The organism is Chitinophaga sp. G7 BAM 1005, assembly GCF_057126945.1.
Window position 1 is genome coordinate 5,897,633 of sequence record NZ_CP181478.1, and the last position, 12,597, is coordinate 5,910,229.

Genomic DNA, 12,597 nt, shown 5'->3' on the forward strand with positions numbered 1-12,597 from the left:
CAGAATTTAAAAGATTAGAAGGATACCTTCAATGAAACACCATAAGATTTGGTAGTAGGCATGGATCTGAATTCACCAAACTCACTATTCAAATCATTACCATAGTTCGATACTTCAGGATCAATGAATGTATTTCCTTCCGGTGTCCACACAAACATGTTGCGCGCAAAAACGGTCAGCATCAGGTTGCTGGCAGCAATTTTCCTGGCAGCTGATGAAGGCAGACTGTAAGAGAGCGTGATATCACGCAGTTTCAAATAGGTTTTATCAATGATACGCTGTGAGTAAGCGCCACCTTTATTGGTAGTATGATACCAGTAAGCATCATAGTTAAAATCTGTCAGCGGAATGGTATTTTCACCGTATATCGGTTTGGCCTGTGCATCCGTACCTACCTGCATTACAGAATTAGGAACCACGAAAGCTCGTCTGTCATTATAGGTAGATAATAAGGCATTACCCACGAAGTAGGTCAGATCTGCTGTACCGGAGTAGAATACACCGCCTTTTCTCCAGTCGAAAGAGAAGCCCAGTGTTAGGTCTTTATAGCGGAGTGTGTTTACCAAACCCATTGTAAAGTCGCGCTGAGAGGTACCATAATATCCGTCGGTATCTGCTGCTTTAGGTAGGCCGGTTGCATCCACAATTATTTTTCCATCTGGTGTGGTGGCAGATACCGGGGCGTAAAACACGCCCAGCGGATCTCCCTTGCGGGCCACAAATTTTGCGTCGTAAGCGAAATTGAGTACAACCTGGTTCAAACCTGCCGGAAGCTCCTCAACTGTATTCCTGTTACGTGCGTAGGTGTAGTTCAGGGTCCAGGTAAAATCTTTTGTTTCTACCGGTATGATGTTAACAGATAATTCTATACCCTTATTTCTCACTTTACCAAAGTTCTGCGTAATGCTGGCATAACCGGAACTCGGCGTGGTAGGCACTGCCAGGATCTGACCTTTGGTAAGTTTATTATAATAAGCGATATCAAATCCCAACCTGTTCCGCAGGAATTTTACTTCACCACCCAGTTCATACTCATTACTCAACTCAGGAGCCAGTTCAGGATTACCAATGTTATCACCTACGGTATACCCGGGGATACCATTAAAGGGGAAATCCAGTGTACCAAAAGGAAGATCTATGATCTGACCGGTAGATAGCGTTGTTTTAGTGAGATAGGGACCCGCATCGTTACCTGTTTTACCCCAGCTGGCACGCAGTTTTGCGAAAGAAACACCACGCTCATCCAGTTTCAGTGCTTCTGATAAAATGAAGGCAGCATTCACCGCTGGATAGAAATAGCTGTTATTTTTTTCAGGTAATGTAGACGACCAGTCGTTACGGGCATTCACAGTCAGGAACAGGTACTCGCGGAAGCCTAAAGTAGCTTGTCCGTAGAGACCATAGATCCTGCGTCTGAATTCCTGTGTTTGCGATACCGGTGAATTAGGTGAGTTGGAGATCACGTAGAAACCTGGAATAGCCAGTCCTTTCACAGCCGAACTAAATATTTTTCCTTCCCGCTGGTTAATGTTAAAGCCTATCAATCCATCGATGGTAAAATCTGAACTCAACTTTTTATTGGCAGTGAGCAGGAGATCGGAGTTGAACTCCCCTCTGTAATCGCTGTTTTCCCTTACATAACCAACGTCTTCTTGTCGTTGCGCACCTTCCACGTTATTACCATCATTCCAGCTGTCGAGTGATGGTCTGTTTTTCGCTTTATAAGTTTTAGACTGTGCGTTGGTAATATCTGCACCAAGACGCCATTGTACATTTAACCAATCATTGATACCATATTTAAGATCAATGTTTCCAAAGATCCTGTTGCTTTTCAGGTTATTCCCATTTTCATACAGGGAATAATAAGGGTTTTCAGCGTAAGGAGTAAAGTAGTTATCTACGTTGTAATATTTATTCTTGTAGTCCTTAAACTGGGAAATATTGATATCCACAGGGATCTGGATAATATCCTCAAACAAGGAAGACCCCAGTCCGGATTCACTGCGGGTAGATACTGCTTTTGCATTTTTATTTACATAGTTAAAGGAAGCAGAAGCGGAGAACCTGCCATATTTTGTAGATGCTCTTGCAGAGAAAGTATTTCTTTTATAAGAATCAGCATCAGTAGGCAGGATACCATCGCTGTATACATTACCATAAGACAGGAAGAAAGTGGATGTTTCATTTCCTCCGCTAACCGCAATGGTGTTGTTCAATTCTTTACCGGTAGTGAAATAGTTGCGTACGTTATCCTCTACAAAAGAAAATGGTTTTGTTAATGATACGCCATCCACCGGGGCGCCCCACTCGCGGTTTTCGCCGGTTAAGCGTGGTCCCCAGCTACCATTTTCTGAAAGGATAAATGTACCACCCCAGCCCTGTCCGAATTTTTCCTGCATGGTAGGCAACATCCCTACACGGGAAAAAGTGGCTGCAGAGGCCACATCTACTTTCAGCCCGCCGCTTTTACCCTTTTTGGTGGTGATCAATACCACACCACTGGCGGCCCTGGAACCGTAAATTGCGGTGGCCGCGGCGCCTTTCAGGATGCTGATGGCTTCAATATCGTTTGGATTAATATCATTGGCATTGTTACCAAAGTCGTAACCGCCGTTATTGACTCCTTTTCCATCAACGGTAGAGCCGGGACGGTCGTTATTCAGTGGTACCCCGTCTACCACATACAGTGGCTGGTTGTTACCCTGCAGGGAAGAATAACCACGGAGGATTACTTTATTGGATGCGCCCGGAGCGCCGCTGGTAGTGGATATTTCAGCACCGGCTATTTTTCCGGACAAACCATCCATCATACTTACGGGCGCTACCCTGTTAATTTGTTCTGTAGCAAAATTACTGGTAGCGTACCCCACGGTTTTCTTTTCACGCACCAGTCCCAAACCTGTTACCACTACTTCCTGCAGGTTCTTGTTATCTGCTATCAGTGTTACCTGGAGATTTGAACTTTCTCCCACGGTTATTTCCTGGGCTTTGTATCCAACGCTTCTTATAACAAGCACCGTGGAAGCACCGGGTACGCTCAGGTTGAATACGCCATTGTCATTGGCGGTGGTACCGGCGGTGGTACCTTTAACCTGGATGGTGGCAAACGGAACCGGATTGCCATCATTTCCCTTAACGGTACCTGTAACCTGTCGCTGCTGCGAGTAGGCCAGGTGGATGATTGCCATAAGCATGGCAAAAAGGAGGAACCCCTTTTTCATAAAAGTTTCAGATTTTGGTTGAAGAAGAAATACATCGGGTCTTATAAATGCTTACCCGGCAACAAATGCCAGTAGCTGCTTCCGGATAAGATGTTTTAGCTATTGTTGTATCATATTACGCATTAAAATAACAACATAAAGAATCCCTGGCATGTCTCAGGAAACATGACTAATCAGACAGAATACCCATCGGTTCTGCAGTTACAGAAAATAATTATCGTAACATACGGTCGGGTATATTGCCGAACGGCTATGTAAAGGGAGAAGTGTTTTTTTTCATAAACAGTTCTGATTTTGGTTGTACAAGTCTATATGTTCTCTCGCAATAATAAATTGTTGTATACCTCTTACTGTTGGCAAACAGTCAATGATTCCAATTACAGAAATGGTTTTGTAGTTGTTATGGTTTAAGGTAAAAGCCTTGCTAAGTCTCTCTATGTCTTTTTGATTTGAATCATGACAAGTTTCCTACTGCGGGTTTACAATTATAATCACAAGCTTGATATCTTGCAGAAAGGTCTTTCTCATAAAGCAAATCAGATTTAGATTTTGGTTGACATCCACAAGTTAGAAAAAAAAAGTAAATCGTGACGCATCTACTTAACATTATTTTAACAGCAGATAAGTTCTGTATCACAATAGATTGATAATCAATATGTATCCGCTTAAAAAAAGTTTCATTTTCCTGTTATTAAATACTGTAACTGAAATTGAAACAATGTTTTTTTATTCCCTGCCACTACATCATTCCCGCTACCAATGCTGGTTTGGCCCGGATACCGGCTTTGATGACAGCGTCCCCAGCATGCTAGCCGGCGGTTCACTTTCCATTTTACATTCAGATAATACTGCCATCCCTCACCATATAGCTGCGATACCGCGTTGTCATATAACACACTGCTTTCCGTTGCATATATCCGGCTATCGTAACTACTGGTCTGAAAACGGGATAACCTTCCGCTTATTACAACGGGCAGATGTACAAAACGGTAACCGGCATCCTGGTATATCATCCATCCCCGCTGCATATCCCCTGCCGTCTCATAGCTGCTGTATTCCAGCCTGGTTTTGAGATCCAGCTGTGGGTTTATTTTTATAGTCCACTGAAAACGTATGTGCGTAGACGTTACAGCGGTCAGTACTTTAACCGGGTTACCCGGCAACAATACATTTTGCGCTCCCCGCCGGTAGTTATACCGGAGTAGCAGGCTCATTGTTTTCCCCGGTACATAACTTCCCTGCAGAAAAAAATCCTTGCCGTCAGAAGGCGCATTACTCCGGTATTTCAGCCAGGGGAAGTGAAAGATATCAGCATATGCGTCGGCCTTTAGCCGCGGGCTTATTTTCAAAGTAACGGCGGTATATAATCCTTGTTCATTAACGGTCCGGTAACCATCGCCGAAGCCTTTGGCATATAGCGACTGGTAGGCCCTGTCGTAATACCGGTATACAATCGTCATATCCACTGCAGGCGCTACGCTGGTCAGCAACCCCTGAACTACGGCAGGTTTTCCGTTACTGCTCACTGCAGCCTCTCCAAATAAATGCACATTTTTCCAGCTGCCGGAGTAATCGATACTGGCAGCCGTAAGCCGGTTACCGGTAAAGTCGAATTGATTATAGGGCGCTGTTTTCTTTTGAAGTACCGGCGTTAAATGATGACTGGTTACATTTCCTCCTACCTGCCACCGGTTGGCATTGTAACGGATATTCCCACCAACGCTGAGCTGCTGCACCTGTCCACGTTTGGCGGCTTCGGTAACGGTGCGGTGATATCCACTGCTGATGATGCTGGCTGCTGTTACCTCATCCATCAGCGTGTCCGTACTGGCGTCCTGTTTGCGGAAAGATGCAAAGGCTGTCAATTCCCAGTGCTGTTGTTGTAGCGTAACAGCCGCTCCCCTGAAAAAATAAAACTCTCCCGGTGAGGTGTATGGCCGCAACACTTCTCCTTCCCGTTTCGTTTGCATCACCGCTGCTCCTTTGCCATACGCCTGCCCCTGCCAATTCAGCAATCCCTGTCCTATATTCACTGTATAATCCCCCAATGCGAGGGCCTTTATTCCCCGGTAGTTCCGGATAAAAACATGCGCACTGTAGAAATCAAATCCCTGCTTTTGCGCACCTTTATAAAAAGCTTCCCCGGCATCTTTCTCCATCACTATTCCCCAGCTCATATATCGCGGGAAACTATAACGGTAACGCATAAACAATTTCTCCGGGCTACCCCTGTAGGCAGGTAACGTGCTGTCGGTGTGCAGGTACCCCTTTGCTTTTTCCCCTGCACGGGCGTAGCGCAGCAGGAACGAATGATCGCCTTTATGCACATAGTCTCTTAATGTATAGTGAGGCGCCAGATCATCGCCTACCGTTACATAAGGCAATATGCGCCGGATAACATCCGGTTCAAACCCCGGCACTGCCTGCAATTCATAAATACTGAGCAGATCCCCCAATAAAGCGCGGTACCGCAAAAAACGGCTGATCTGTAAAGCCGTAAGCAGTCCCAACGACTGCAACGTTGCTTCATCTGCTGTGTTCAACCGGATCTTATGCCGCGCCAATGCATTTAAAGTTTGCCATTGCGTATCATCCTCTGATACCGTTTCTGTACCAGCCGCTTCGTTCTCCAGGTTATTTTCCATTGCCGGAGGCAACGCCTCTTCCTGCTGACGGGCCCACGTTTTCCGCCCAACCAGCAACAACAACAAACAACCGGTGACGCCGCAAATCGCCGAGCGGATAGTTGCCATATCAATAACATTGAAAGTTTAATTTCCTGCCGCACCATCTCCGGCAAAGCAGCAGCCCCCGCCGGATCATTAAGCCAGCGATTTCTAATCACATTACTCCATCACCGGCGGCGGAGACAGCTGCCATATCAATGAAGTAGAAGGCGTAATGCCCAGCTGTGGATGAAATCCTGCAGCGATATCTATCCGCAGGGATCGCAGGAATAATATCACTGCCGCATTGTTATAAGCCTGACCGGAGGCAATACCCATTTCCAGTGCCAGTTGCCGGATAATACGATAATAAGCCGATGCCTTCACCGAAGTAAATGCGCCCATACAAATCACTTCGCCGGTTAACAGAAAATCACGCGATGCCTCAAAGCCCACGCCGCTGCTATATACAACAGGCGCCTCTGTAGATTTATACACATGAAGGCCACTGTGCCATTGCTCACTGATATGCCAGAGCATTCCGCCATCAAAGCTGATATTACCGGTAGACCCAAATCCCTGCACACTGGTGGCCTCATAATTAAACTGCAGCCCGATGCCGGCCCGCCGCCCCAGCTGCATACCATACGCGCCACTCAGCCGCTGCTGATGCCAGGTTGTATTACCCAACCGCGTAATACTTCCCCCGAAAGCGCCTGCACGCACAGGGATAGCCACCATCGCCGCATACAACGGGGCGTCCTTTAACATGAACCGGTTCTCGGTATAAATACCTGCAGTAAAAGAAGATAAACAGGATAACCCGGCAGGATTATACCAGGCAGATATCACTTGCTGGAAATGCCGGCTGTAACTGCCACTGCCGGTATTCTTTCCCACGGGCGTCAGCAACGGTTGCGCATACAACAGCGCTATCCACCACGTGAATAAAAAGGTTAACAATAATTGTTTCATCAGGGAATTGGGTTTAACAATAAAAATCCGCAGACAAACGGGTTAACAACTTGTTGCCGGCGAATACAAAAATAAGCAGCGGAAATAACAGAAGTGTTAATGAAATATAAACACGCGCGTTTTGGCTTAAACGCCCCTTTGTTTTGTCCGGATCGCCCTCACAGGGAACGATGCATTATTTTATCTTTAGGAAGAATGTAGAAAAATCACTAACCAATGAGAAATATAATCTATGGTATCAATCTGAGTGCAGATGGTTGTTGCGACCATACCAAATTTGGTGGTGGCGAAGAGACTGTCCAGTATTTTACGGATCTCATGCAGGACGTTGACCTGATTATCTACGGCCGCAAGACCTATCAGTTGATGGTTCCTTATTGGCCTGATGTTGCAAAAAAACAGTCCGGTACGAAAACAGAGAATGAGTTTGCGCGAACATTTGACGCCATCGACAAAGTTGTTTGTTCCCGGTCATTGGACAACCTTGAAGGTAATGCGAGGCTTATCCGTGTAAACCTCGCAGAAGAAGTACTGAAACTGAAACAGGAATCAGGCAAAAATATTTCGCTTGGTGGTGTAAGCCTGCCTTCAGAATTGATAGCGCTTGGCCTGGTTGATGAATATTATTTTCTCGTTCATCCTATCCTTGTCGGGCAAGGGAGACGGCTGTTTGATGATGCAAATTTTCCCGGATCGCTAAACCTGCAACTGGCAGACTCGAGGACGCTCAAATCAGGATGTATAGCACTTCATTACCTGAAACAGTGATAAAAAGCATGGAACAGGTTCCCATCTTCCCAAATCCAAAAAATAAAAATCAATGTAATCAGCATAATCTGCGTAATCCAGGGAAAGACAAACTCCGCTAAAACAACCCGTACAACTGTGAATCAATCCGGGAAATAATCTCTCCTAAATCTTCATCACTCTCCGGAAATTTATTCTTATCAATATCAATGATCAGCAACGGACCTTCTTTATATTTTTCAATCCAGTTATTGTAATATTCGTTCAGGCGTTTCAGGTAGTCCAGCCGGATGTTCTCTTCATACTCCCTTCCTCTCTTCTGTATCTGCGCTACCAGGGTAGGCACAGATGCCTGCAGGTAAATCAGCAGATCCGGCGGCTTCACCATGCTTTTCAGCGTTTCAAAGAAGTTGAAATAGTTATCAAAATCGCGCTTGGTCATCAGCCCCATTTCGTAGAGGTTAGGCGCAAAAATATGCGCATCTTCGTAAATGGTCCGGTCCTGTATAACGGTTTCTTTTCCGTTCTGCACTTCCAGCAGTTGCTTTAACCGTCCGTTCAGAAAATATACCTGCAGGTTGAACGACCAGCGGGGCATGTCTTCATAAAAATCGTTCAGATAAGGATTGTGCTCCACATCTTCATATTGCGGATGCCATTTGTAATGCCTGCACAACATTTCTGTGAGCGTGGTTTTGCCCGCACCGATGTTTCCGGCGATAGCTATATGTTTGATCTTATTCTGTTTTGCCATGCGATGTGAAGTGGTTAATACTGAAAATAGCTACAGTTGGCGACTTTTTCAATAATAATTTATACCAATAAGTTTTTTCGCCTGTTGCAAAGTTTGTGCCGCATTCGCTCTGGCCTTTTCTGCACCGGCTTTCATAATCTGCTTCAGGTAGTCCGTATCGCGCTGCAGCTCCTTCGCCCGCTCGCGGATAGGCGATATAAACTTCACCATATCTTCTCCCAACTGCTTTTTCAGATCCCCGAAACGGATAGTCCCGGTATTCTTCCATGCTTCTTCATAGAAAGATACCACATCCGGCGCACACACCAGTTTCATCAGGTCCAGCAGGTTCTGTACAGAATCAGGGATTGGCGAACCAGGTTCACCGGAACCGCTGTCGGTTTTAGCTTTTTTGATTTTGTTGATGATCTTATCATCTTCATCTGCCAGGTATAGCGTAGCCAGTTCATTCTCGCTTTTGCTCATTTTGCCGTTACCGTCCAGGCTGGGGATACGTACCAGGCTATCGCCGTAGTTGAATGCCTCCGGTTCGGGGAACAGGTCGCCATAGCGGTGATTGAAGCGCTGGGCAAAATTACGCGCCATTTCCAGGTGTTGGCCCTGGTCCTTACCCACCGGTACTTTTACCGCGCGCTGGATCAGGATGTCCACACTCATGAGTACAGGATAAGTAAGCAGTCCTGCGTTCACATTCTGCGGCTGCAACCGCACCTTATCTTTAAAAGTAGGTACTTTCTCCAGTTCACCTACATAAGCCAGCATATTCATCAGCAGGTACAGTTCCGCAATTTCGGGAACGTCGCTCTGCACATACAGCGATACCTTTTCGGGGTCCAGTCCTGATGCAATATTTTCCGCCAGTACCCGCATCACGTTTCCCGGAAGATCCTTCGGATCGGGATGGGTAGTCAGCGAATGCCAGTCTGCCACAAAAAAATAGCAGTTAAAATCTTCCTGCATCCGGATATAATTACGGATAGCGCCAAAATAATTGCCTAAATGCAAATAACCGGTAGGGCGTATGCCGCTTACCACAATTTCTTTTTCAGTAGCCATAACAGGGCGCAATTTAAAGAATAGCTTTTAGCTTTTAGCCATTCACACCGGGCTGTTTTGTAAAAAAAACGCCAAAAGCCAAAAGCAGATGATCAAAAGCACTTTATTCTGTCCGTTTATCCCTAATTTTGAGATACTATCATATTTACCATTTATATTTCATTATCTTTTGATTTAATTTGATTATGGAAGTGAACGACGTACTGGTGCAGCAACTGGCCGATCTGGCCAGGTTGGAATTCAACGACCAGGAGAAGATTGAAATACGCGGAGACCTCCAGAGGATGATCACCTTTGTGGAGAAACTCAATGAACTGGATACCACCGATGTGAAGCCATTACTTCACCTGACAGATGATTATAATGTTTTCAGGGAAGATAAGGTTATACCGGTGATCACCCGCGAAGAGGCCCTGAAAAACGCACCTTCCGCTACTGAGGAATACTTTAAAGTGCCGAAAATAATAAAGAAATAACCCACATGGAAAAGTCCGTCATACACCTGGAAGGAATCAGGAAAAGTTATTTTCTCGGTAAAAATGAATTACCGGTGCTCAAAGGCGTATCGCTGGACATTTTCAAGAATGAATATGTAGCGCTCATGGGCCCTTCCGGCTCCGGGAAGTCTACCCTGATGAACATCCTCGGATGCCTGGATACGCCCACCGCCGGCAGGTATGTTCTCAGCGGACATGACGTAAGCAAAATGGAAGACAACGACCTCGCCATTGTACGTGGCAAGGAAATCGGCTTCGTATTCCAGCAGTTCAACCTCATGCCCCGCCTCACCGCCCTGGAAAACGTGGCCATCCCACTGATCTACGCCGGCGTGAGCAAAAAGGACAGAGAAGAAAGAGCCATCGCCATGCTGAAAAAAGTGGGTCTTGGCGACCGCTATAAGCATAAACCCAATGAGCTTTCCGGCGGACAATGCCAGCGCGTTGCCATTGCCCGCGCCCTCGTTAATAACCCGTCGCTCATCCTCGCGGATGAACCCACCGGTAACCTCGACTCAAAAACGTCTGTGGAAATCATGGAAATCTTCGGTACCATCCACGCCTCCGGCAACACCGTAGTACTGGTAACACACGAAGAAGATATCGCCGATCACGCCCGCCGCGTTATACGCCTGCGCGATGGCGTCATTGAATCCGACCGCATCAACGAAAAAGTACACGCATAAAATATTTCAATTACAGCAAAACGGCGTTACAGGAACCTTTCCCGTAACGCCGTTTTGCGTAATTTGCAACTGATCAACACCAACACCCATGTCTTTCAAAATATATACTAAAACAGGCGATAAAGGCAAAACATCCCTCATTGGCGGCACCAAAGTACCTAAAAGCGATGTCCGCATCGACGCCTATGGCACCGTGGATGAACTCAACTCCTACATCGGCCTGGTAAACGACTACATCGCAGACCCGGACACCAAAAGCCTTCTCCGCGAAATACAGGACCGCCTCTTTACCATCGGCGCCGCACTGGCCTGCGACCCCGACAAAGAAACCAAACTGAAAATACCAGACCTCCACGAAGCGGATATCACCCTCCTCGAAAAAAGCATCGACCAGATGAATGAAGAACTCCCCGTGATGAAATCATTCATCCTCCCCGGCGGACATGTAGCGGTATCTACCTGCCACATTGCCCGCTGCGTATGCCGCCGCACAGAACGCCTCTGTGTAGGCATGCAGGAACACGACCTGTTCATCGAACCACTGGTACTGAAATATATTAACCGCCTCAGCGACTATCTCTTTGTACTGGCCCGCTGGACAGGACACAAGCTGGGCGCAGAAGAAATCCCCTGGAAACCCCGGGTATAGAAAATTGCTTAAATTTGCCGCATGTTTACAGGAATCATAGAAACATTAGCAGAAGTAGTATCCACCAGGAAGGAAGGCGCTAACCTGGTGATCACGATACAAACACCACTGGCAGCCGAATTGAAGATAGACCAGAGCGTGTCGCATAACGGCGTTTGCTTAACCGTTACCAACATCCAGGGCGATACCTACGAAACCGTAGCGGTAGACGAAACCCTTCAAAAAACAAACCTCGGCCAGCTCACCCCCACACAATTCGTGAATCTCGAAAGAGCAATGGTGTTCAACGGCCGCATCGATGGCCACCTGGTACAAGGCCATGTGGATAGCGTGGGAGAATGCCTCTCCTGCCAGGAACAGGACGGCAGCTGGTTGTACCGCTTCCGCTACCCTACCGAATTTGCCGCGCTGATTGTGGAAAAAGGAAGTATTTGCCTTAATGGCATCAGTCTCACCGTGTTCAATGTAACCAACGATGAGTTCTCCGTTGCCATCATTCCATACACCTACGAATTTACCAACATATCCAACATAAAAGCCGGCAGCCTGGTAAACCTGGAATTTGATATTCTCGGCAAATATGTAGCCAGGCAAATGGCGGTAAGAAATTAACAGCCGGTAGCCAACCGGTGCTAAAACATTCCAAACCGCATGCTCAAATATCTCCTGCTCTGCACCCTACTTTCCATCACACTGCCGGCAAACGCCCGGCAGCCAAAAGTGGCGCGCATAGCAGCCTTTTATGATGCCGATGCAGTCACCGAATTGTACAATAGCGCACCCCTGGGCATCCGGATTATTTATACCGATAGCTCCATCCAGCAAACAACCGGCCTGCTCGAAGGCAATCTCCGCTGGAACAAATTAACCGTTACCAGCAACAACGGGCAAATACAAAACGGCCTACTCCGCTTTGACAGGCAACAACTGGTAAAAGATAATTACCGTATAACCCTTACCGTTACTACGCCCGACAACGCCACCCATAAAACCAACCTGCAACTCCCGGCCATCACAGGTATCCGGTTCAATCATTACGCCGACAGCATAAAACGCGATATCCGTTTTTACCTGAATATAGAAGGGAAGTTCAGCAGCGGGAAAGTATTTCCGTTAGATACCAATGCCATCAGGTTCGCCGCCTCCGCAGGAAAAATAATAGGACAGGATTTATTACTCCCCAAAAATGACACCCTGAAATCTGTAACCGTGGAAGCCTGGTATAAACACAACAACCGCCTCTACCTGCGATCAGTGATACCCGTGAAACAGGCGCCGGACGCAGATTCGCTTATTATAAAAAATACAGACGACCTGTTTAAAAAGAAGAGAAGACACTAATCAGC

General features: G+C 46.6%; 11 protein-coding genes. 6 read left to right on the plus strand and 5 right to left on the minus strand.

Annotated elements, in window-relative coordinates; all coding sequences use genetic code 11:
- Nucleotides 1-14: 14 nt before the first annotated feature.
- The 3 genes from ACMXI2_RS23525 to ACMXI2_RS23535 form a co-directional block, all read right to left on the minus strand.
- Nucleotides 15-3,221 carry a SusC/RagA family TonB-linked outer membrane protein gene (locus ACMXI2_RS23525; RefSeq protein ID WP_483778475.1) on the minus strand — a complete coding sequence of 1,069 codons (3,207 nt, stop codon included), beginning with the start codon at nt 3,219-3,221 and terminating at the stop codon, nt 15-17.
- A 677-nt stretch (nt 3,222-3,898) separates the two neighbouring features.
- Nucleotides 3,899-5,974: a ComEA family DNA-binding protein gene (locus ACMXI2_RS23530; RefSeq protein WP_483778476.1), complete on the minus strand. Its 2,076-nt coding sequence runs from the start codon at nt 5,972-5,974 to the stop codon at nt 3,899-3,901.
- Nucleotides 5,975-6,067: 93 nt separating this feature from the next.
- The gene (locus tag ACMXI2_RS23535; RefSeq protein WP_483778477.1) at nt 6,068-6,862 is read right to left on the minus strand and encodes a hypothetical protein; all 795 of its coding nucleotides are present in this window, start codon (nt 6,860-6,862) and stop codon (nt 6,068-6,070) included.
- 216 nt (nt 6,863-7,078) lie between these two features.
- Here ACMXI2_RS23535 and ACMXI2_RS23540 point away from each other — a divergent pair, with 216 nt between their 5' ends.
- Nucleotides 7,079-7,630, plus strand: a complete 552-nt coding sequence (locus ACMXI2_RS23540; protein ID WP_483778478.1) for a dihydrofolate reductase family protein — start codon at nt 7,079-7,081, stop codon at nt 7,628-7,630.
- Between the two features lie 97 nt (nt 7,631-7,727).
- On the opposite strand, the gene ACMXI2_RS23545 is transcribed toward ACMXI2_RS23540, so the two are convergent.
- Both ACMXI2_RS23545 and trpS read right to left on the minus strand, forming a co-directional pair.
- Complete coding sequence (locus ACMXI2_RS23545; RefSeq protein ID WP_079470695.1) at nt 7,728-8,363, minus strand: deoxynucleoside kinase; 636 nt, start codon at nt 8,361-8,363, stop codon at nt 7,728-7,730.
- Nucleotides 8,364-8,411: 48 nt separating this feature from the next.
- Complete coding sequence (gene trpS, locus ACMXI2_RS23550; protein WP_483778479.1) at nt 8,412-9,419, minus strand: tryptophan--tRNA ligase; 1,008 nt, start codon at nt 9,417-9,419, stop codon at nt 8,412-8,414.
- A gap of 185 nt (nt 9,420-9,604) precedes the next feature.
- Here trpS and gatC point away from each other — a divergent pair, with 185 nt between their 5' ends.
- The 5 genes from gatC to ACMXI2_RS23575 all read left to right on the plus strand — a co-directional run bounded on the left by gatC (nt 9,605) and on the right by ACMXI2_RS23575 (nt 12,592).
- On the plus strand, nt 9,605-9,895 hold the full coding sequence (gatC, locus tag ACMXI2_RS23555; RefSeq protein ID WP_079470697.1) for an Asp-tRNA(Asn)/Glu-tRNA(Gln) amidotransferase subunit GatC: 291 nt from the start codon (nt 9,605-9,607) through the stop codon (nt 9,893-9,895).
- Nucleotides 9,896-9,900: 5 nt separating this feature from the next.
- The gene (locus tag ACMXI2_RS23560) at nt 9,901-10,602 is read left to right on the plus strand and encodes an ABC transporter ATP-binding protein (RefSeq protein WP_483778480.1); all 702 of its coding nucleotides are present in this window, start codon (nt 9,901-9,903) and stop codon (nt 10,600-10,602) included.
- A gap of 88 nt (nt 10,603-10,690) precedes the next feature.
- Nucleotides 10,691-11,251, plus strand: a complete 561-nt coding sequence (locus ACMXI2_RS23565) for a cob(I)yrinic acid a,c-diamide adenosyltransferase (protein ID WP_420990502.1) — start codon at nt 10,691-10,693, stop codon at nt 11,249-11,251.
- Between the two features lie 21 nt (nt 11,252-11,272).
- Nucleotides 11,273-11,863: a riboflavin synthase gene (locus ACMXI2_RS23570; RefSeq protein WP_483778481.1), complete on the plus strand. Its 591-nt coding sequence runs from the start codon at nt 11,273-11,275 to the stop codon at nt 11,861-11,863.
- Between the two features lie 39 nt (nt 11,864-11,902).
- Complete coding sequence (locus ACMXI2_RS23575; protein ID WP_483778482.1) at nt 11,903-12,592, plus strand: hypothetical protein; 690 nt, start codon at nt 11,903-11,905, stop codon at nt 12,590-12,592.
- Nucleotides 12,593-12,597 lie beyond the last annotated feature (5 nt).